At 56.8% G+C, this 21,675-nt stretch carries 18 protein-coding genes and 1 CRISPR repeat array; of the genes, 10 read left to right on the top strand and 8 right to left on the bottom strand.

Annotated elements, in window-relative coordinates; genetic code table 11:
* Positions 1-32 precede the first annotated feature (32 nt).
* The gene (gene aat / locus MX657_RS07820) at positions 33-737 is read left to right on the top strand and encodes a leucyl/phenylalanyl-tRNA--protein transferase (RefSeq protein ID WP_346807964.1); all 705 of its coding nucleotides are present in this window, start codon (positions 33-35) and stop codon (positions 735-737) included.
* A gap of 284 nt (positions 738-1,021) precedes the next feature.
* The gene (gene infA, locus MX657_RS07815) at positions 1,022-1,240 is read left to right on the top strand and encodes a translation initiation factor IF-1 (RefSeq protein ID WP_002211347.1); all 219 of its coding nucleotides are present in this window, start codon (positions 1,022-1,024) and stop codon (positions 1,238-1,240) included.
* Between the two features lie 70 nt (positions 1,241-1,310).
* On the opposite strand, the gene MX657_RS07810 is transcribed toward infA, so the two are convergent.
* From MX657_RS07810 to clpS, 4 genes are all read right to left on the bottom strand, one after another.
* Complete coding sequence (locus tag MX657_RS07810; protein WP_218728810.1) at positions 1,311-1,760, bottom strand: hypothetical protein; 450 nt, start codon at positions 1,758-1,760, stop codon at positions 1,311-1,313.
* A 242-nt stretch (positions 1,761-2,002) separates the two neighbouring features.
* Positions 2,003-3,145, bottom strand: a complete 1,143-nt coding sequence (locus MX657_RS07805; RefSeq protein WP_429844099.1) for an IS481 family transposase — start codon at positions 3,143-3,145, stop codon at positions 2,003-2,005.
* Between the two features lie 219 nt (positions 3,146-3,364).
* Positions 3,365-5,644, bottom strand: a complete 2,280-nt coding sequence (gene clpA, locus MX657_RS07800; RefSeq protein ID WP_028012550.1) for an ATP-dependent Clp protease ATP-binding subunit ClpA — start codon at positions 5,642-5,644, stop codon at positions 3,365-3,367.
* A gap of 27 nt (positions 5,645-5,671) precedes the next feature.
* Complete coding sequence (gene clpS, locus MX657_RS07795) at positions 5,672-5,992, bottom strand: ATP-dependent Clp protease adapter ClpS (protein ID WP_006174393.1); 321 nt, start codon at positions 5,990-5,992, stop codon at positions 5,672-5,674.
* A gap of 267 nt (positions 5,993-6,259) precedes the next feature.
* Between clpS and cspD the strand changes: the two genes are divergently transcribed.
* Entirely contained in the window at positions 6,260-6,481 is a 222-nt protein-coding gene (gene cspD, locus MX657_RS07790; RefSeq protein ID WP_006809408.1) for a cold shock-like protein CspD, read from the top strand.
* Between the two features lie 70 nt (positions 6,482-6,551).
* Here cspD and macB read toward each other — a convergent pair whose 3' ends face one another.
* Together macB and macA are read right to left on the bottom strand one after the other, a co-directional pair.
* Positions 6,552-8,492 (bottom strand): macrolide ABC transporter ATP-binding protein/permease MacB, encoded by a 1,941-nt coding sequence (macB, locus tag MX657_RS07785; RefSeq protein WP_252001284.1) that lies wholly within the window; start codon positions 8,490-8,492, stop codon positions 6,552-6,554.
* Positions 8,489-9,604, bottom strand: coding sequence for a macrolide transporter subunit MacA (gene macA, locus MX657_RS07780; protein ID WP_346807958.1), 1,116 nt, complete (start codon positions 9,602-9,604; stop codon positions 8,489-8,491). The genes macB and macA overlap by 4 nt, the downstream gene beginning before the upstream one ends.
* A gap of 159 nt (positions 9,605-9,763) precedes the next feature.
* Between macA and MX657_RS07775 the strand changes: the two genes are divergently transcribed.
* The gene (locus MX657_RS07775; protein ID WP_333016286.1) at positions 9,764-10,720 is read left to right on the top strand and encodes a VirK/YbjX family protein; all 957 of its coding nucleotides are present in this window, start codon (positions 9,764-9,766) and stop codon (positions 10,718-10,720) included.
* Here MX657_RS07775 and MX657_RS07770 read toward each other — a convergent pair.
* Positions 10,717-12,375 carry an ATP-dependent endonuclease gene (locus MX657_RS07770; RefSeq protein ID WP_252001282.1) on the bottom strand — a complete coding sequence of 553 codons (1,659 nt, stop codon included), beginning with the start codon at positions 12,373-12,375 and terminating at the stop codon, positions 10,717-10,719. The genes MX657_RS07775 and MX657_RS07770 overlap by 4 nt on opposite strands.
* 290 nt (positions 12,376-12,665) lie before the next feature.
* On the opposite strand from MX657_RS07770, the gene aqpZ reads away from it, so the two are divergent.
* From aqpZ to hcr, 4 genes are all read left to right on the top strand, one after another.
* Positions 12,666-13,361: an aquaporin Z gene (gene aqpZ, locus MX657_RS07765; RefSeq protein WP_008499998.1), complete on the top strand. Its 696-nt coding sequence runs from the start codon at positions 12,666-12,668 to the stop codon at positions 13,359-13,361.
* Positions 13,362-13,538: 177 nt separating this feature from the next.
* Entirely contained in the window at positions 13,539-14,438 is a 900-nt protein-coding gene (locus MX657_RS07760; protein WP_346807955.1) for a lysine exporter LysO family protein, read from the top strand.
* Positions 14,439-14,582: 144 nt separating this feature from the next.
* Entirely contained in the window at positions 14,583-16,235 is a 1,653-nt protein-coding gene (hcp, locus tag MX657_RS07755) for a hydroxylamine reductase (protein ID WP_346807953.1), read from the top strand.
* A 10-nt stretch (positions 16,236-16,245) separates the two neighbouring features.
* Positions 16,246-17,214, top strand: coding sequence for an NADH oxidoreductase (hcr, locus tag MX657_RS07750; protein ID WP_346807952.1), 969 nt, complete (start codon positions 16,246-16,248; stop codon positions 17,212-17,214).
* A 144-nt stretch (positions 17,215-17,358) separates the two neighbouring features.
* Positions 17,359-18,166: a CRISPR direct-repeat array (repeat unit 28 nt; unit sequence TTTCTAAGCTGCCTGTACGGCAGTGAAC).
* 160 nt (positions 18,167-18,326) lie between these two features.
* Here hcr and MX657_RS07745 read toward each other — a convergent pair.
* A complete protein-coding gene (locus tag MX657_RS07745) occupies positions 18,327-18,761 on the bottom strand; it encodes a DoxX family protein (RefSeq protein WP_218728805.1) in 435 nt (144 codons plus the stop codon).
* A 152-nt stretch (positions 18,762-18,913) separates the two neighbouring features.
* Here MX657_RS07745 and poxB point away from each other — a divergent pair, with 152 nt between their 5' ends.
* On the top strand, positions 18,914-20,632 hold the full coding sequence (gene poxB, locus MX657_RS07740; RefSeq protein WP_119914981.1) for a ubiquinone-dependent pyruvate dehydrogenase: 1,719 nt from the start codon (positions 18,914-18,916) through the stop codon (positions 20,630-20,632).
* A gap of 38 nt (positions 20,633-20,670) precedes the next feature.
* A complete protein-coding gene (ltaE, locus tag MX657_RS07735) occupies positions 20,671-21,672 on the top strand; it encodes a low-specificity L-threonine aldolase (protein WP_080327727.1) in 1,002 nt (333 codons plus the stop codon).
* Positions 21,673-21,675 lie beyond the last annotated feature (3 nt).

Here is a 21,675-nt window from a genome sequence, read left to right as displayed (position 1 = left end):
CGTCCTCACTCGCGTACTGGAGTTTTGCTGTCATGCGCCTGGTCCAGCTTTCTCGTCATAACATCGCGTTCCCTTCGCCGGAGGGCGCACTGCGTGAGCCCAACGGGCTGCTGGCCCTTGGCGGTGACCTTAGCCCTGCGCGGCTATTGATGGCGTACCAGCGCGGTATCTTCCCGTGGTTTTCTCCCGGCGACCCGATTTTATGGTGGTCTCCCGACCCGCGCGCCGTGCTGTGGCCAGCGCAGTTCCATCTCAGCCGCAGCATGAAGCGTTTCCATGCTAAATCCCCATATCGCGTCACGCTGAATCACGCCTTTGGGCAGGTGATCGAGGGCTGTGCCGAAGACCGTCACGAGGGAACGTGGATCACTCGCGATATTATCAACGCCTATCACCAGCTCCATGAGCTTGGCTACGCCCACTCTATTGAGGTTTGGGAAAAGGGTGAGCTGGTGGGCGGGATGTACGGCGTGGCGCAAGGAACGCTGTTTTGCGGCGAGTCGATGTTCTCCCGCGCGGTTAACGCCTCGAAAACCGCGCTGCTGGTCTTCTCCCGGACGTTTGCTCAACGCGGAGGACGCCTGATCGATTGCCAGGTCCTTAATGAACATACGGCCTCCCTTGGTGCCGTGGATATCCCGCGACGTCAGTATATCGAGCATCTTGATGCCTGCCGTCAGGAGAAGCTCCCGCGCGACTTCTGGATCCCCAGAACGCTCTTTATGCCCAATACCTAAATGTTTTCCGCATATTTTTTGTGAGGGTGTTATAATTATGCCGCAGAGTAGCTTCTGCCTGTTGCCCCGCCGCCGTTTGGGACCCTCGCTTCAGATAACGTCCTGACGTTTATCCTGTCGTCTCCCCTTTACGAATGCGCTTCCTGTTCGGTTGTACCGTGACGCTTGGGCAATGCGCCGAAACTGTTTTGCTGCGTTTTAATCGCGCAATTCTTTACTTAATTGATGAATTTCGGCATTATCTTGCCGGTTCAAAACTTGGTAGTGATACCCCAGAGGATTAGATGGCCAAAGAAGACAATATTGAAATGCAGGGTACCGTACTTGATACGTTGCCTAATACCATGTTTCGCGTAGAGCTGGAAAACGGTCACGTGGTAACTGCGCACATCTCCGGTAAAATGCGCAAAAACTACATCCGCATTTTGACGGGCGACAAAGTGACTGTTGAACTGACCCCGTACGACCTGAGCAAAGGCCGCATTGTCTTCCGTAGTCGCTAATTGTTTTCGCCTGTAATGGCAGATGAATATTTAAAAGGTCGGGATAATCCCGGCCTTTTTTATTTATGGCTTAGTGCGGCTGTACCGGTAGATGTATTGTGATCCACGGCTGTACAGGAGTGATTAAATCCTCCACCATAGAATGAGCCATGTCATGAAGCAGCCCCGTCAGGTGCGGCAACATATCGCGGTCAAAATGCGATACCAGCAGCACATGGTTTAACGCCCGGCAATAGTCGCATTTCGTTTCTGTATCTTCCAGCAGCCACTCTTTTTGTCGCGGTTGTTCCGCTTCGTCCTCAAATTCCACCACCTGAAAATCACGCATGGATTCTGTGAGGCCGGATTTCACCTCTTCCAGGTAAGCTCCGAGACAACGGCAAACGGGCTGCGTTTGTGGGAGTGATTTGCAGTCGAGGAGGATTTCGGTGAGCAGTTTGCAGCGCTCTGCGAGGGTTGGGAGATCGGGGTTGAGGGAGAGTTCGGTGTAGAGTTGGGCGAAGCTATTAATATCAGTCATAGGTGATCCTTTATGCACGTAAGATTGTCTGCGCACACACTTTCAGGACGCCAATCCCGATACCTGATTTTGCAGGTGCGTCGCCATTTCATTACTGTGGATTTATCCAGCAACTGGCTTCGAAGGAAACTGGAAAGCGCCTCGCAAAATTCCTCTGCGGCCTGTTCCCCTCACCCTAACCCTCTCCCCTGTACGGTCCGGGGACATGGTAGACAGGTGTTCGGGGACATGGTGAACACTTTTTAACATCCTTTACCCATGGTGATCGACTTTTTCTTCAGGTCGATCACCCCCACTTTCGTGCTGTACCACCACACTTCATAGCTGCCGTCTTCCTGCGTCTCCTTCAGCCCCACCCGTTCTCCCCTGAACGCCTTGCCTGCACTCAGGCTTACCCCTTTCACGCTCAGCTTTCCGCTGATATCCACTTTCCTGACCATCACGCCTTCATCATATTCCGGCGGCGTTACGCTCCCGCTGTACTGCCGGGCAGACGGCTGATACCGCGAGGCCGGTACCGCCATATCCAGCCCCTCATGCGGGCGTTCAAGGTTGTAGACCGTCCGCCAGTGGTCGAAGGCGCGCTGCAGCTCTCCGCTGTCCGCGAACCATTTTCCCTGCAGCACTTCCGACTTCAGGCTGCGGTGAAAACGCTCCAGCTTGCCCTGCGTCTGCGGATGGTAAGGCCGGGAATGCCCCACCCGGATACCGTGGCGCATCAGCCACAGCTCCAGCGCCGTCCAGGTACCGGTGGTGTCGCCCCACGGTGAGCCGTTGTCCATCGTCATCCGGTCCGGCAGGCCGTAGCGTTCAAACACGCTGACCAGCTGCTGCTGCACGGTCTCACGCCGTTCATCGGTACAGGGCGCCAGGCACAGGGAAAAACGGGAGTGGTCGTCCAGCAGGGTGAGCGGATGGCAGCGGCCACCGCCAAAGGGAAAGTGGCCCTTAAAATCCATCTGCCAGAGGCGGTTCGGCGCGTCGTGTTCGAAGCGTCCCGTGGCCGGAATGCCCGGTGAAACGCCCGGCAGCAGGCCATGACGGGCCATCAGGTGATGGACGGTGCTGAAGGCGGGCATGGTGTGCCCCTGGTCCTCGAGCCAGCGCTTAATCTTGCGTGCGCCCCAGCGTTCATGACGGTCATGCGCCATGCGCAGCAGGGCCGTGGTGTCGTCTGACGAGCGGTTCGGGGAGTGATGAGGTGCGCGGGAGCGGTCCTGAAGGCCGGATACGCCTTCCTGAACCCAGCGCTGAAGCCACTTGTAGCCGGTGGCAGGAGAAATGCCGTACTGACGGCAGAGGAAACGGATGTTCGCCCCGTCCTGCGAGGCGAACAAAACAAACTCGGTACGTAATGACATGGTATCTCTCGCATCCCAGGGCATAAGCGACTCCATAAACGGGTTCTTATGCATCAGTTGTAAGTGTCTACCATGTCCCCGAACAAGTGTTCACTATGTCCCCGGACCGTACACCCCAAAGGGGCGAGGGAACAGTTCACTGCTCGCTTTAATTTGTAGGGAACCCTCAGCCCATGGGGAGAGGGAGAAAAGCACGCATAAAAAAACCGGGCTTCTGCCCGGTTTTTTACCCTAACGTTCAGCTTAGTGAGCCGCTTCCGGCTTGTGCTTCGCCGCACTCTGGAAATCGTACGTCAGCTCGTTCTTCGCCTGGTCCAGCGCCACGGTCACCTGGCCGCCGTCCACCAGCGAGCCAAACAGCAGCTCGTTCGCCAGCGGTTTCTTCAGGTTGTCCTGAATCACACGCGCCATCGGACGGGCACCCATCGCACGGTCGTAGCCTTTCTCGGCCAGCCAGTTGCGGGCCTCCTGGCTCACTTCCAGCGACACGCCTTTCTGATCCAGCTGAACCTGCAGCTCGACGATGAACTTATCCACCACCTGATGGATCACCTCGGTAGACAGATGATCGAACCAGATAATGTTGTCCAGACGGTTACGGAACTCCGGCGTGAAGATCTTCTTGATCTCCTCCATCGCATCGGTGCTGTTATCCTGGTGGATCAGACCGATGGATTTACGCTCGGTTTCACGCACCCCGGCGTTGGTGGTCATCACCAGCACCACGTTGCGGAAGTCCGCCTTGCGCCCGTTGTTGTCGGTCAGCGTCCCGTTGTCCATCACCTGCAGCAGGATGTTGAACACGTCCGGGTGCGCTTTCTCGATTTCATCGAGCAGCAGTACCGCGTGTGGATGCTTGATCACCGCGTCAGTGAGCAGGCCGCCCTGGTCAAAGCCCACGTAGCCCGGCGGCGCACCAATCAAACGGCTGACGGTGTGGCGCTCCATGTACTCGGACATATCAAAACGCAGCAGCTCAATGCCCAGCGCTTTGGAGAGCTGAACCGTCACCTCGGTTTTCCCCACGCCGGTTGGGCCAGCGAACAGGAAGGAACCGACAGGCTTGTGGTCATGCCCCAGTCCGGCACGGGCCATCTTGATCGCTTCGGTTAAGGCCTCAATGGCTTTATCCTGACCAAAGACCAGCATTTTCAGGCGATTGCCAAGGGTGCGCAGCGTGTCGCGGTCACTCTGAGAAACGCTCTTCTCTGGGATACGCGCGATGCGGGCCACCACGGACTCAATATCCGCCACGTTAACGGTTTTCTTACGCTTGCTGGCTGGCATCAGACGCGCACGCGCCCCTGCCTCATCAATCACGTCAATCGCCTTATCCGGCAGATGACGGTCGTTGATGTATTTCACCGCCAGCTCCACCGCCGCACGTACCGCTTTCGCGGTATAACGCACATCGTGGTGCGCTTCGTACTTGGTTTTCAGGCCGTTGATGATCTGCACCGTTTCGTCAACGGACGGCTCGGTGACGTCGATTTTCTGGAAGCGACGCGCCAGCGCGCGGTCTTTCTCAAAGATGTTGCTGAACTCCTGGTACGTCGTGGAGCCCATCACGCGGATCTTGCCGCTTGAAAGCAGCGGTTTGATCAGGTTTGCCGCATCCACCTGGCCACCGGAAGCCGCACCTGCGCCGATGATGGTATGGATCTCATCGATAAACAGAATGCTGTTGGTGTCCTGCTCCAGCTGTTTCAACAGCGCCTTGAAGCGTTTTTCAAAATCACCGCGGTATTTCGTGCCCGCCAGCAGCGAGCCGATATCCAGCGAGTAGATGGTGCAGTCGGCAATCACTTCCGGCACGTCGCCCTGCACAATGCGCCAGGCAAGCCCTTCGGCAATCGCGGTTTTACCCACGCCGGACTCCCCCACCAGCAGCGGGTTATTCTTGCGGCGACGGCACAGCACCTGAATCGCGCGCTCCAGCTCTTTATCGCGGCCAATCAGCGGGTCGATGCCGCCAACGCGAGCAAGCTGATTAAGGTTGGTGGTGAAGTTTTCCATACGATCCTCCCCGCCTGCTTGCTCTTCATTGTTATTGACCTGGTTGCTGGAATCCGATGCCTGGTTAGGCTCGTCTTTGCGCGTTCCGTGAGAAATAAAGTTAACCACGTCGAGGCGGCTGACTTCGTGTTTGCGCAGCAGATAGGCAGCCTGTGACTCCTGCTCGCTGAAGATGGCGACTAAGACGTTTGCGCCAGTCACTTCGCTACGTCCGGAAGACTGGACGTGGAATACCGCGCGCTGCAGCACGCGCTGGAAGCTGAGCGTCGGCTGCGTGTCGCGCTCCTCTTCACTGGCAGGCAGCACCGGTGTGGTTTGTTCGATGAAGGCTTCGAGTTCCTGACGCAGCGCCACCAGATCCACGGAGCAGGCTTCCAGCGCTTCGCGGGCAGATGGGTTGCTAAGCAGTGCGAGCAGTAAATGCTCGACGGTCATAAACTCATGTCGGTGCTCACGCGCTCTGGCGAAAGCCATGTTTAAACTGAGTTCCAGTTCTTGATTGAGCATAGGCACCTCCCCCAATTTTATGCCTTATCAGGCCTTTTCCAGCGTACACAGCAACGGATGCTCGTTCTCCCTCGCATAGTCGTTCACCATCGCCACTTTGGTTTCCGCCACCTCGGCGGTAAAAATGCCGCAGATAGCTTTGCCACGATAATGAACGGTAAGCATCAGTTGCGTTGCACGTTCTACATCATAAGAAAAGAACTTTTGTAGCACGTCAATAACAAATTCCATCGGCGTGTAATCATCGTTCATTAACATAACTTTATACATAGATGGCGGTTTTAGCGCGTCACGCACTTTGTCTTCCGCCAGCTGGTCAAAATCCAGCCAGTCGTTGGTCTTACCCATTTTGCATAACCACTTTGAATCTACCTCAGATGTTAGATAACAATCATCTATTACTGTCATCCGCGATGTCTGTCACAAACTGTTGCAATAGCGTTAACTGCTTCAAACTTTGGTTGATTATTGTCCCAACTCCAGCGCCAAACGCTTGACGACTTCTTTCGTTTCTCTAAATTGTACAAGCGTGAGATGGCGAGGTTTTGAACAGCCCCCACTCCACCACCGGTTCATTCCATCTTAATTTATAAGATTTACGAAGGATGTCGAAGCATGGAAATGGGTACTGTTAAGTGGTTCAACAACGCCAAGGGGTTTGGCTTCATCTGCCCCGAAGGCGGCGGCGAAGATATCTTCGCTCACTATTCCACCATTCAGATGGATGGTTACAGGACGCTCAAAGCCGGGCAGTCCGTCCGGTTCGATGTACACCAGGGGCCAAAAGGCAATCATGCAAGCCTAATCGTACCCGTTGAAGCAGAAACGGTTGCATAGCTCTCTGTTTTATTGTGTACATCACGCAGTCAAAATGCCAGCCCGATCGGCTGGCATTTTTATTTTCGGGTTATTCCCGCGCCAGCGCATCCACCGGATCCAGCCGCGCCGCGTTGCGGGCGGGCAACCAGCCAAACAAAATACCGGTAAACGTTGAACAGAGAAAAGCGGTCAATATTGCCACTGGCGAAAAGCCAATCTCCCAGCCGGGTAAGAAGAGCTGGAGCGCAAAGGCGATCATCATCGAAAGGGCAATGCCCATCGCGCCGCCCACCAGACACACCAGCACCGCCTCAATCAGAAACTGCTGGAGTACGTCGCTGGCTCTGGCTCCGACCGCCATGCGGATGCCGATCTCTCTCGTGCGTTCGGTCACCGACACCAGCATGATGTTCATCACCCCGATACCGCCGACGACCAGCGAGATCACCGCCACCAGCGTCAGGAACAGCTGAAGAGTACGTGTGGTCTTTTCCGCCGTTTTCAAGAGGCCGTCCATATTCCAGGTGAAGAAATCCTTCTTCCCGTGGCGCAACGTTAACAGCCGTTCCAGCTGCTGTTCCGCCAGCGCGCTGTCGTAGCCCTCCTTCACGCGCACGGTGATGGAGTTAAGCCAGGACTGGCCCATGATCCGCCCGGAAATGGTGGTATACGGCAGCCAGACGCGCAGGATCTTACTGCTGCCAAACATCGACTGCTTCTCTTCCGCCACGCCGATGACCGTAGCTGGCATGTTGCCGACCAGAATCACCTCACCCACCACGTTCACTTTATTGGGAAAGAGCTGCCTGCGCGAGTTGGCGTCCAGCACCACCACCTGCGCCCTGCCCGCGAGCTGTTCGGCGTTGAAAGTGGCGCCTTCGCTGAAGGTCATACCGTAGACGTTAAAGTAATCGCCGCTCACGCCGTTGGCGCTGGCCGCCACATCGATGTTGCCGTAGCGCAGACGCAGGTTTTGCGAGACAGCAGGCGTGGCGGAGTTCACCCACGGCTGCTTCTGAATCGCCGCCAGATCGTCATACTTCAGCGCCTGCTGATACTGCGGCTCGTCGTCGCCGAAATCTTTGCCGGGATAGACGTCAATGGTGTTGGTCCCGATGGCGCGAATATCCGCCAGCACCAGCTGCTTCGCCGCATCGCCCACCACCACAATCGACACCACCGAGGCAATACCGATAATGATGCCGAGCATCGTCAGCAGGGTGCGCATTTTGTTAGCCGCCATCGCCAGCCAGGCCATGGTCAGCGCTTCACGAAAGCCGCTGGAGAACTGCCCCCAGCCGGTTGCTGCCGGTAGCGCCTCTTTTGGTGCCGCCGCGCGGGACTCACGCGGCGGCGGGTTGCTCACCAGCTCGCCGTCGTGGATCTCAATAATGCGTTCCGCCTGCTTTGCCACCTGCGGATCGTGGGTGACGATAATCACCGTGTGGCCCTGATCGCGCAGCTGGTGCAGGATCGCCATCACCTCTTCGCCGGAGTGGCTGTCGAGCGCCCCGGTCGGTTCATCCGCGAGGATCACCTGCCCGCCGTTCATCAGCGCACGGGCAATACTCACGCGCTGCTGCTGGCCGCCGGAAAGCTGTGACGGCTGGTACTCCACCCGCTCCGCCAGCCCCAGACGCGTTAACAGCGCCTTCGCGCGCTCAAGCCGTTTCTTGCGCTCGACGCCCGCATACACCGCAGGAACTTCCACGTTCTGCGCCGCACTCAGGTGAGAGAGCAAGTGGTAGCGCTGGAAGATAAAGCCAAAATGTTCCCGGCGCAGCTTCGCCAGCGCGTCGCCGTCCAGCGTCGAGACGTCCGTCCCGGCCACCCGATAGGTGCCGCTGGTCGGTTTATCCAGGCAGCCGAGAATGTTCATCAGCGTCGATTTACCGGAACCCGACGCGCCAACTATCGCCACCATCTCGCCCGCTTCCACGCGCAGCGAGATGCCTTTCAGCACCTCCACCGGGCCGTCGCCGGACGGATAGCTGCGACGAATGTCTTTCAGCTCAAGCAGCGCGGTCATTTAGCGGCCCCGGGCAGGCTTTCACTGACAACAACCTCCTCGCCCTCTTCCAGCCCTTTCACCACCACCACGTCGGTGTCGTTGCGCGCGCCAATCACCACCTCGCGCTCGCGCGTTTCACCATTGCGCAGCACTTTCACCTTGTAGCGATTGTCCCCGGTGGATTCACCCAGCGCGGAGAGCGGAACGGTCAGCACGTTTTTCACGCCGGTCAGCTGGATATGCACCTGCGCGGTCATGTCCAGGCGCAGCACGCCTTTCGGGTTTGGCACTTCGAAGCGTGCATAGTAGAAAATGGCGTCGTTAACCTTTTCCGGCGTTGGCAGAATGTCTTTCAGCACGCCTTCGTAGCGGGTTTGCGGGTCGCCGAGTACGGTAAACCAGGCGTTCTGCCCCGGCTTAAGATGGATCACGTCTGCCTCGGAGACCTGCGCTTTCACCAGCATGGTGCTCATGTCCGCCAGCGTCAGAATGTTTGGCGCCTGCTGGGCGGCAATCACCGTCTGGCCCTGCAGCGTGGTGATTTGCGTCACTTCCCCGGCCATCGGCGCAACGATTTTTGTATAATCGAGGTTGGTTTTCGCCGTATCCAGCGAGGCCTGATTACGTTTAATTTGCGCGTCGATCGTGCCAATCTGCGCCTGTTTCACCGCCAGCTCCGTCGCGGCGGTGTCTAAATCCTGCTTTGAGATAGCCTGGGTTTTCGCCAGCGCCTGCTGGCGAGTCAGCGTCACCTGAGCGAGATTACGCTCTGCCAGCGCCTGTGCACGCTGGGCGCGCAGCTCCATCAGCGTGGCTTCCACTTCTCGGATCTGGTTCTCGGCCTGCTCAGGGTCGATAACGCCAAGCAGCTGGCCTTTTTTCACCTTGTCGCCAATCTCTACCGACAGCGTTTTCAGCTGGCCGCTGACCTGCGCGCCGACGTCAACTTTACGCAGCGCATCAAGTTTGCCCGTCGCAAGGACGTTTTGCTGCAGTTCTCCCGGGCGAACGATCAGCGTCTGGTACTGCGGCACTGGCGCGTTAAGCACCTGCCATAACCAGAATCCACCGACTAAAATCACCAGCGCCAGCAGCAGAAACAGCGTTCTGCGTTTTCCCTTGAGGTTCATAAATATTCCAAATAAATGTTCTGGCAATAATAAACGTTGATTCTATCTAAACGACTCCTTAACGAAACCCCTGTTCTCCGAAATCGCCGTAATTTGTTTACAAGACGTTGATATTTCCCCTGTTGAAATAGCGATATTCAAAAAGACTCAGGATTTATCATGTCTTCCATCGTCGATACACCCTATTCAAACCTGACGCAGCCGACATCCGGCTGGCAGCTTTTCAAAAACCTGGCGTCCGGGAAGATCGCACCCGGGCTGGCGTGGCAGAACCCCGCTTATCGTCGTAAGTTCATGTTGCGTTCACTGGCGACGCCCGTAAGTACGTCCCGCCTGTTAACGAGCCTGGCAAAACAACCGCGTCTGATGCAGATGTTGCAGGTACAGCCCGGTTTGCCGTGCCGGCTTCACCGTCCCTGGCTGACGGTGAAGATGGATCGCCAGCACGCGCTGGAATCCCTGAACTGGCACTATCAGGCTATGAGCCGCCAGCTTCCCGCGTCGCTGATGAAGGGCTATCTTTCGACGCAGGGCGTTACGCTGCTGACGTTAACCGGCAAAGATGAGCAGGAATTTACCGTCCGTCTGTGTGCCGATGCGTTCCTGGATAAAGAGGGAGAAGCCACCCTCGTTTTCTGTGACAGTGAGAATACGGTGCTGGCGGAGATCACCTTTACGCTCTGCCAGCTTGAAGGAAAATCGACGCTGTTCATCGGCGGCTTGCAGGGGGCGAAAGCGCATGTTCCCCACGAACTGATCCAGAAGGCGACAAAAGCCTGCCACGGTCTGTTCCCGAAACGCCTGCTGGTTGAAGCCGCCATGACGCTCGGCGCCGCCTTCCCGGTCGCACAGATTGTTGCCGTCAGTAATGCCACCCATATTTATCGCAGCTGGCGCTACCGCAAGAAAAAAGAGGGAAAACTGCTGGCCGATTACGACAGCTTCTGGAGCTCACTCGGTGGGGAAAAACTGGAAAGCGGTCACTTTATGCTGCCGCTTGCCATGCCGCGTAAACCGATGGAAGAGATCGCGAGCAAAAAACGTTCCGAATACCGTCGCCGCTACGCGCTGTTGGACAGCCTGATTCAGCAGGTGAAACAGGCGACCGAACGTTAATCCGCCCTTCCGCGTGCCAGCCACAGCACGCGGGAGAACATCTTGCGCAGCAGCGTCGGAACCGCCTCGACGCCCCGCCTTCCCGCTTCCGTCGCCACTTCTATGGCTAAATCCGGTTTCGACGAGCGGTGAATGGCTTTGGCGATCACGCGCCGCATGTTCATCGGGACGTCGACCGGCACCATCGCAATGCGGTGGAATACGTCGTCAAAACCCTGACGATACATGAAGTGCTCCATGTCCATCGCCGGCAGCATCGTTAAGTGGTCCCGTTCTTCTTCCCGCTCGTTGTTCAGCAGGCTGCGCACAGTTGAGGCATATTTTTTCCCCGCCTCGTCACCGTCCACCAGCACATGCCATTCAATTCCCATTCGCCGGGCAAATTTTATCAGCGGTTTTAATCCCGACTGGGCAAATTCGATCACCTTAATGCCTTCAGCATCAAAATGATGGCCGCACTGGCGCGCCAGCTCGTTGATGACCCAGGTCTCCGTTTCCCCCTCCACCAGCAGCCAGCAGCGGGCAAAGAGTGACGACGCGCGATTAAAGCGGATATGAAACGCAATACGCCGCCCGTCTTCGGCGTTCATCCCGCCGGGCCCGAGACGGTACGCGGAAACCCGCGCAGACTCGCGCACCAGACGGCAGATGTGCTCCACCGGCGTCAGCGATAACAGTTCACCGGAATTGGTGGTGGTAATCCGCTGGAGCGGCAGCAAATTCAGCAGGTGCCACGCCACGGAGAGCATAATGGGGTGCAGACGCGTTTCCGGATCTTCCACCAGAAGCAGCGGGCGGGCATCCCGGTCAAGACGCACGGTACCTTTCGCCTGCAGAAGCGTTGAAAACAGCCCCAGCAAAATCACCCGATGGGTACGGCCACCGGGCCGATCGATCATCCGGTTGATGATGTCGAGATAGCGCCAGCTGCGTTGTTCATCGTGAGAACGACGGCGCATCAGACGATGGCGCGACGCCGAGGTGCCCTGCTCGGAAAAATAGTGTTCCAGCAGTTGTACCATCGCCGACAGCCCCTGACGAATCTGACCATCGGTGAGGTTCTGCGGACGTGACACCAGCTCTCGCGCCAGGAAATCCAGCTCGCGGGCGGTGACTTCCACCTCCGGCATATTCGGTACGGTACCGTTACGGATACGGCGCATAAAACGCGCATCGCGCAGGCGTAACACTGGCGTCAGACGGATCAAATGGCGTGCCAGATCGTCGATGTTGTCGAGCGGGATCGGGCTGGCCTTCTCATCAAGAAATTCACGCAGGGTCAGTACCCCTTCGTTCTCCGTCATCTCGCCTTCCAGCCGATAGAAAATCCGGTGGAAACCGTCGTCGCACGGTACCCAGCAGGGCGATAGCGGGCGGAAGCGACGCACGCGGTGACGTCCGGGCTCGGATTCGCGGAACGTAAGGATAATGTGCAGGTGCTTTTCGCGGCCCGCGATGTCGCCGGGCGGGAACCAGAAATCATCGTGAACGAAGTGATACAAATCGTCTTCGGGTGAAAGCAGGAGCGTCAGCGCATCCAGCAGGCTGGACTTACCCCACGCGTTTTCTCCGATCAGGACGTTGTTCTGCTCCAGCTGCAGCGACAGACGGTTAATACCACGAAATCCGACAATTTCCGCACGTTCGAGAAGCATAAATCCCCCGCGAAATGATCACTTTTTCCTTTAAGTTATCAGCAGTATAGCGGGAGGAATCTTGTCACGACAGCACAACATTCATTCTTATAAGAATTGGTCTATGCTCTATTTACCGCTGACTGGAACAAGGATTGACATCACATTGCCTTAAATCAAATTAATCGAATTTATTTAAGTGGCGAAGGGGTGTTGTTGGTTTCTAAAATAATGGCTCTTTGAGTCGTCATCCCTTTATGGCGATATCCCGCGCGCAGGAAAGCGCACGGTCATTTATTATTGAGGTGGTTATGTTTAGAAAATTAGCAGCAGAATGCTTTGGTACATTCTGGCTGGTATTTGGTGGCTGCGGTAGTGCCGTTCTGGCAGCAGCTTTTCCGGAATTAGGCATTGGTTTTGTTGGCGTCGCGCTGGCGTTTGGCTTAACCGTATTAACCATGGCGTTTGCCGTGGGGCATATTTCCGGCGGTCATTTTAACCCGGCAGTGACATTAGGTTTATGGGCGGGCGGCCGTTTCCCGGCGAAAGAGGTTATTGGCTACATCGTGGCGCAGGTGGTGGGTGGTATTATTGCGGCAGGCGTTCTGTACGTGATAGCCAGCGGTAAAGCCGGGTTCGACGCGGCGGCCAGCGGCTTCGCCTCTAACGGCTTCGGCGAACACTCTCCGGGCGGCTACTCCATGCTGTCTGCCATCGTGATTGAAATTGTGCTGACCGCCGGCTTCCTGCTGGTGATCCATGGCGCAACCGACAAACACGCGCCTGCAGGCTTCGCGCCAATCGCCATTGGTCTGGCGCTGACGCTGATCCACCTGATTTCTATTCCGGTCACCAACACCTCCGTTAACCCGGCGCGCAGCACTGCCGTCGCCATTTTCCAGGGCGGCTGGGCACTTGAGCAGCTGTGGCTGTTCTGGGTGATGCCGATTATCGGCGGTATTCTGGGCGGCGTGCTGTACCGCACTCTGCTGGAAAAACGCGATTAATTAAGTGCGGCCTGTAACGTCGGGTGGCGCTAACGCTTACCCGACCTACGTGAGTGTGCACTTTGTAGGCCGGGTAAGGCGCAGCCGCTACCCGGCTTTATTTTGCCGCTTTACTGAGCAGCCTTTATTGGGTAGTGTCTCTGGCGCTTAACAGATACTCAAAAGGACCGGCTGTTCATGTTCTCAGGACTCCTCATTATTCTGCTGCCCCTGATTGTGGGCTATCTTATCCCGCTGCATCAGGAATCCGCATTACGGCTTATCAACCGTTTTCTCAGCTGGATTGTTTACGTCATTCTCTTTTTTATGGGGATCAGTCTGGCCTTTCTGGATAATCTGGCGACGAATTTGCTTTCCATCCTGCATTATTCTGCGGTCACCGTGGTGGTTATTTTGCTGTGCAATATTGCCGCGCTGCTGTGGCTGGAACGCATTATTCCGTGGAAAAATAACCATCATCAGGAAAAACTCCCTTCACGAATTGCGATGGCACTGGAGTCATTAAAACTCTGCGGCGTGGTGGTGCTCGGTTTTCTTCTGGGTCTTACCGGATGGGCATTTTTGCAGCACGCGACAGAAGCCAGCGAATATACCCTGATCTTCCTGTTGTTCCTGATCGGTATTCAACTGCGAAATAACGGCATGACGCTGAAACAGATTGTCCTGAATCGTCGGGGAATGATGGTTGCCGTTATTGTTGTCGCCAGTTCAATGGTGGCAGGGGTCATCAATGCCTTTATTCTCGATCTGCCGCTGAAGACCGGCCTGGCGATGGCCTCCGGATTCGGCTGGTATTCCCTCTCCGGTATTCTGCTGACCGAATCGTTCGGGCCGGTGATCGGCAGCGCCGCCTTCTTTAACGATCTGGCACGCGAGCTGATTGCCATCATGCTGATCCCGGGTCTGGTTCGCCACAGCCGCTCAACCGCGCTGGGCCTGTGCGGCGCCACGTCGATGGATTTCACCCTACCGGTATTACAACGCTCCGGGGGGCTGGAGATGGTGCCTGCCGCCATCGTGCACGGTTTTATTTTGAGCCTGCTGGTTCCCGTTCTCATGGCGTTTTTCTCTGCCTGATACCTCTGTGGCGGTAGGGCTCCTGCCGCCAAAATTGCGCTAAATCAATATCCCTCTATTTTGTAGCAGAAAGCCCTTTCCACCACTCTGCCACAGGCATAATCTTAAACATGTATATTAAATATAACTTTTACAGGTGTGATTATGTTTTGTGTGCAATGTGAACAAACCATCCGTACCCCGGCAGGCAACGGCTGCTCTTACGCACAGGGTATGTGCGGCAAAACCGCAGAAACATCAGACCTGCAGGACCTGCTGATCGCTGCCCTGCAAGGCCTTTCCGCATGGGCCTTCAAAGCCCGCGAATACGGTATTATCGACCATTACGTCGACAGCTTCGCCCCGCGCGCCTTCTTCTCCACCCTGACCAACGTCAACTTTGATTCCCCGCGCATTGTCGGCTATGCCCGCGAAGCGATTGCCCTGCGCGAAGCGCTAAAGGCGCAGTGCCTGAATGCCGATGCCAGCGCCCGTGTGGACAACCCGATGTCAGAACTGCAGCTGGTGAGCGACGATCTGGGTGAATTACAGCGTCAGGCGGCAGATTTCACCCCCAATAAAGACAAAGCGGCGATTGGCGAGAACATTCTCGGCCTGCGCCTGCTCTGCCTGTACGGCCTGAAGGGCGCTGCGGCCTATATGGAACACGCGTACGTTCTTGGCCAGTACGATAACGACATCTACGCCCAGTACCACAAAATCATGGCGTGGCTGGGCACCTGGCCTGCCGATATGAATGCGCTGCTTGAGTGCTCAATGGAAATTGGCCAGATGAACTTCAAAGTGATGAGCATCCTGGATGCCGGTGAAACCAGCACCTACGGTCATCCAACGCCAACGCAGGTTAATGTGAAAGCGACTGAAGGTAAATGTATTCTCATCTCCGGCCACGACCTGAAAGATCTCTACAATCTGCTGAAGCAGACCGAAGGCACCGGCGTTAACGTCTATACCCACGGCGAAATGCTGCCCGCACACGGCTACCCGGAGCTGCGTAAATTCAAACATCTGATCGGTAACTACGGCAGCGGCTGGCAGAATCAGCAGGTTGAATTTGCCCGCTTCCCTGGGCCGATTGTGATGACGTCTAACTGCATCATCGACCCGACTGTCGGCGCGTATGATGACCGCATCTGGACCCGTAGCATCGTCGGCTGGCCGGGCGTGAGCCACCTCGAAGGCGACGATTTCGGTCCGGTGATTGTCCAGGCGCAGCAGATGGCAGGCTTCCCGTACAGCGAGATCCCTCACCTGATCACCGTCGGCTTCGGTCGTGAAACCCTGCTGGGCGCTGCAGATTCACTGATTGATCTCGTCAGCCGTGAAAAGCTTCGCCACATCTTCCTCGTTGGCGGCTGCGACGGCGCGCGCGGCGAGCGTAACTACTTCACCGATTTCGCCACCAGCGTGCCGGAAGACTGCCTGATCCTGACCCTGGCGTGCGGAAAATACCGTTTCAACAAGCTGGATTTCGGCAACATCGAAGGTCTGCCGCGCCTCATCGATGCAGGCCAGTGTAACGATGCTTACTCGGCCATCATTCTGGCGGTCACGCTGGCGGAAAAACTCGGCTGCGGCGTCAACGACCTGCCGCTGTCGCTGGTGCTCTCCTGGTTCGAGCAGAAAGCGATCGTGATCCTGCTGACCCTGCTCTCGCTCGGCGTCACCAACATCGTGACCGGCCCGACCGCGCCTGGCTTCCTGACGCCGGACCTGCTGGCGGTACTGAACGAGAAATTCGGTCTGCGTTCCGTGACCAACGTTGAAGATGATATGAAGCAATTGCTGAGCGCGTAAGGAGTTACTCATGACCATGCCAACCTCACAATGTCCGTGGCGGATGCAGGTTCATCACATCCATCAGGAGACGCCGGATGTGTGGACGCTGTCGCTGCTCTGTCACGACTATTATCCGTATCGTGCGGGCCAGTATGCGCTGGTCAGCATCCGCAATTCCGCGGACACCCTGCGCGCCTACACGCTCTCCTCCACGCCGGGCGTGAGCGAGTACATTACGCTCACTATCCGCCGCATTGATGACGGTGCCGGCTCGCAGTGGCTGACCCGTGACGTGAAGCGCGGGGATTACATCTGGCTGTCTGACGCGCAGGGGGATTTCACCTGTGACGACAAGGCAGACGATAAATTCCTGCTGCTGGCGGCGGGCTGTGGCGTAACGCCGATTATGTCGATGCGTCGCTGGCTGGCGAAGAACCGCCCGCAGGCCGACGTGCACGTTATTTTCAGCGTGCGCTCTCCGGAGGATGTGATTTTTGCCGAGGAGTGGCGTGATTATCCGGTGACGCTGGTAGCGGAGCACAACGCGACCCACGGTTTTGTGCCCGGTCGCCTGAGCCGCGAGCTGCTGCAAAGCGTGCCGGATATGGCGAACCGTACCGTGATGACCTGCGGCCCGGCGCCGTACATGGATATCGTGGAGAAAGAAGTGAAAGCGCTTGGTGTGACCCGCTTCTTCAAAGAGCAGTTCTTCACGCCTGTTGCAGAAGCGGCAACCAGCGGGATTCAGTTCACCAAACTGCAGCCCGCGCAGACCTTCTTTGGCCGCGTGGGCACCACGCTGCTGGAGGCGCTGGAAAGCAACAAGGTGCCGGTAGTCGCGGCCTGCCGCGCAGGCGTATGCGGCTGCTGTAAAACGAAAGTGGTTTCCGGGAAGTACAGCGTCACCAGCACCATGACGTTGACCGACGCGGAAATTGCCGAGGGTTACGTGCTGGCATGCTCGTGTCACCCGCAGGGTGATTTGGTCCTCGCATAAACGATAAATGTTCGATCGTAGGCCCGGTAAGCGTTAGCGCCACCGGGCTTTTTGTCGGGTGGCACTGCGTTTACCCGACCTACGTTGTGCATGCTGCCTGTTCGGCAGTGACTTGCGCCCCTGAATGACTGCTGAGACGCGATATTTCTAAGCTGCCTGTACGGCAGTGAACGTAGGCTCATCAGCTTCGCGGAGACGAACGATTTTCTGAGCTGCCTGTACGGCAGTGAACGATTACGCCGCAGCAGTCATTGATGGGTATGCTTTCTAAGCTGCCTGTACGGCAGTGAACTCTGAAGTGCCGGACAGCCTGAAACTGGAATGTTTCTAAGCTGCCTGTACGGCAGTGAACGCCCATGCTGGCGATGCAGGTGCGACCGTTGCTTTCTAAGCTGCCTGTACGGCAGTGAACGCTTTCGGGGCGAAACTTCTCGCCCGCCGGGATTTCTAAGCTGCCTGTACGGCAGTGAACCCGGGTCGGCCATGAACTCGACGTAGCGTTCTTTTCTAAGCTGCCTGTACGGCAGTGAACAATTTTCAGTCGGGTATACGTGGAGTCAGCGATTTCTAAGCTGCCTGTATGGCAGTGAACGATAGCGAGGCCGCAATGATTGACACAGTGATTTTCTAAGCTGCCTGTACGGCAGTGAACGCTTGTTTAATCCAGTAACTGCGGGGCTTTAATTTCTAAGCTGCCTGTACGGCAGTGAACTGCCTGCTTTCTTGCCCGAAATGACTATCGCTTTTCTAAGCTGCCTGTACGGCAGTGAACTTCCCCTTCCTCAGTAATTGCTGGACCTCGACTTTCTAAGCTGCCTGTACGGCAGTGAACAGCGATTCAGACCAGCCGGAGCCGTTCACAATTTTCTAAGCTGCCTGTACGGCAGTGAACGGTCAAAAAAGAATTTGGCCTGAGCATCACTCTTTCTAAGCTGCCTGTACGGCAGTGAACTGGAACAATCTACACCTATCACGTTGTCAGATAAAGAATTCCCCTAAAAATCCCCCTTAAACCCTTTTTTCACGACTTACCATTCAGCACAATAAAATCAAATACTTAAAAACCACCAATAAAAAAGGGTTCACAGACCCTTTTTTATCAGTACCTACCTTCACCGCCACGCCGGACCTTTCCCAACCGCAAACCGCCCGGCCCCTAAAAATGCCACAGCCAGCGCGCCAATAAAGAAGTACACCAGGCTTTCAATCGCCCATGCGCCGACCTTATCGAGAGCGAATGTTTCCCCCGTCCCCACCATCAGCCACGCCACAACCATCGTAAACGCCAGCACCAGCGCGGCCGGACGCGTAAAGAGCCCGACTATAATCAGAACCGGAGCCACCACTTCGCCAATCAACACCCCATAAGCGATAAAACCCGGCAATCCCTTTTCTACCAGCATGCCGCTAATAAATCCCACGCCGCCAAAAAGCTTATGCAACCCGTGAAACAGCATCAGCCCGCCGACGGCAAGTCGTAACAAGAGTTTGCCAAAATCGTCGCATGACAGCTTTTCATTAACAGCAATTAACAATGATTTAACCATTTGAAATGATTCCTGTTTTCACCCTAAGCTTCACCAGAGTATGCCGAATAATTGCTCAGGAAAACCACCTTTAATTGAGGGGTACTCAGCAGGCAATACAGTGACTTTCTTCTAAGCTTGTAAGCGATATCACAAAAAGGAGACGGACAACCATGAAACAAACCGTGGCTGCATATATTGCGAAAACGCTCGAACAGGCTGGCGTAAAACGTATCTGGGGCGTGACGGGCGATTCCCTGAACGGGCTCAGCGACAGCCTGAATAAGATGAAAACCATAGAATGGATGCCAACTCGCCATGAAGAGGTCGCCGCCTTTGCCGCAGGTGCTGAGGCGCAGCTTACGGGCGAGCTGGCCGTCTGCGCCGGGTCCTGTGGGCCGGGAAACCTGCATCTGATTAACGGCCTGTTCGACTGCCATCGCAACCACGTGCCGGTGCTGGCGATTGCCGCCCATATCCCCTCTTCCGAAATCGGCAGCGGCTATTTCCAGGAGACGCATCCGCAGGAGCTGTTCCGTGAATGCAGCCACTACTGTGAGCTGGTTTCATCCCCGGAGCAGATCCCACAGGTGCTGGCGATCGCCATGCGCAAGGCCGTTCTGAACCGCGGCGTGTCAGTCGTCGTCATCCCCGGCGACGTGGCGCTTAAGGCCGCGCCGGAAGGTGCCAGCACCCACTGGTATCACGCGCCACAGCCGGTGGTGACGCCAGCCGAAGAGGAGCTGAAAAAGCTGGCGCAGCTGTTGCGCTACTCCAGCAACATCGCCCTGATGTGCGGCAGCGGCTGTGCGGGCGCGCATAAAGAGTTACTTGAGTTCGCCGGTAAGCTCAAAGCACCCATCGTACATGCCCTGCGCGGCAAAGAGCACGTCGAGTACGACAACCCCTTTGATGTAGGCATGACCGGGCTGATCGGTTTCTCCAGCGGTTTCCACACCATGATGAACGCCGACACGCTGGTCCTGCTCGGCACCCAGTTCCCGTACCGCGCGTTCTACCCGACGGATGCCAAAATCATTCAGATTGATATCAACCCGGCCAGCATCGGCGCGCACAGCAAGGTGGATATGGCGCTGGTGGGCGATATCAAATCCACCCTTGCCGCCCTGCTGCCGCTGCTTGAAGAGAAAACCGACCGCACGTTCCTTGATAAGGCGTTGAGCGACTACCGCGACGCGCGCAAGGGGCTGGACGACCTTGCCAAACCAAGCGACAAAGCCATCCACCCGCAGTATCTGGCGCAGCAGATCAGCCATTTTGCTGACGACGACGCTATTTTTACCTGCGACGTCGGCACGCCTACGGTCTGGGCGGCGCGCTACCTGAAGATGAACGGCAAACGTCGCCTGCTCGGCTCGTTCAACCACGGCTCGATGGCGAACGCCATGCCGCAGGCGCTGGGGGCAAAAGCCACCGCACCGGAGCGTCAGGTGGTCGCGATGTGCGGCGACGGCGGGTTCAGCATGCTGATGGGGGATTTCCTGTCGGTGGTACAGATGAAGCTCCCGCTGAAAATCGTGGTCTTCAACAACAGCGTGCTGGGCTTCGTGGCGATGGAGATGAAGGCCGGAGGCTACCTGACGGACGGCACAGAGCTACACGACACCAACTTCGCCCGCATCGCCGAAGCGTGCGGCATCACCGGCATTCGCGTGGAGAAAGCCTCCGAGGTGGATGAAGCCCTGCAGCGCGCCTTCTCCATTGACGGTCCGGTACTGGTGGACGTGGTTGTCGCTAAAGAGGAGCTGGCCATCCCGCCGCAGATCAAGCTGGAACAGGCCAAAGGTTTTAGCCTCTACATGCTGCGCGCCATCATCAGCGGGCGCGGTGACGAAGTGATCGAACTGGCAAAAACCAACTGGCTCAGGTAAAACATTTCGCATGACCTCTTAAAATAAAGGGATGTGAAATGATTGATTTGCGTAGTGATACCGTTACCCGCCCGAGCCGCGCCATGCTCGAAGAGATGATGGCCGCCCCGGTCGGGGACGACGTCTACGGCGATGACCCGACGGTCAACGAACTGCAGCGCTATGCGGCAGAGCTGGGCGGCAAGGAGGCCGCGCTGTTCCTGCCGACCGGCACGCAGGCGAACCTGGTGGCGCTGCTCAGCCACTGCGAGCGCGGCGAAGAGTATATCGTTGGCCAGGGCGCGCATAACTACCTGTACGAAGCCGGGGGCGCGGCGGTGCTTGGCAGCATCCAGCCACAGCCGATTGACGCCGCGCCGGACGGCTCCCTGCCGCTCGACAAAGTCGCGGCAAAAATCAAAGCCGACGATATTCACTTCGCCCGCACCAGGCTGCTCAGCCTCGAAAACACTCACAACGGTAAAGTGCTGCCGCGCGAATACCTGAAAGCAGCGTGGGAATTCACCCGCGAGCGCAAACTCGGCCTGCACGTTGACGGCGCGCGTATTTTTAACGCCGTGGTGGAGTACGGCTGCGAGCTGAAAGAGATTACGCAATATTGCGACTCGTTCACCATTTGCCTCTCAAAAGGCCTGGGTACGCCGGTGGGCTCCCTGCTGGTCGGCAATGCGGACTACATCAAGCGTGCCAACCGCTGGCGTAAAATGACCGGCGGCGGCATGCGTCAGGCGGGTATTCTGGCGGCTGCCGGGCTGTATGCCCTGAAAAACAACGTGGCGCGTCTTAAGGACGATCACGACAACGCCGTCTGGATGGCAACGCAACTGCGCGAGATCGGCGCAGACGTGATGCGTCACGACACCAACATGCTGTTCGTTCGCGTGGGCGACGAGCACGCCGCTGCGCTGGGTGAATTTATGAAAGCGCGTGGCGTGCTGATCAACGCCTCACCGGTCGTGCGTCTGGTGATGCATCTCGATGTGAGCCGCGAACAGCTGGCGGACGTGGTGAAACACTGGCAGGCATTTTTACAGCGCTAAGGA

It is taken from the genome of Enterobacter chuandaensis (assembly GCF_039718975.1).
Classification (GTDB): Bacteria; Pseudomonadota; Gammaproteobacteria; order Enterobacterales; family Enterobacteriaceae; genus Enterobacter; species Enterobacter chuandaensis.
The sequence above is the reverse complement of the archived record's forward strand: the minus strand, read 5'-3'. Positions and strand labels throughout refer to the sequence as shown.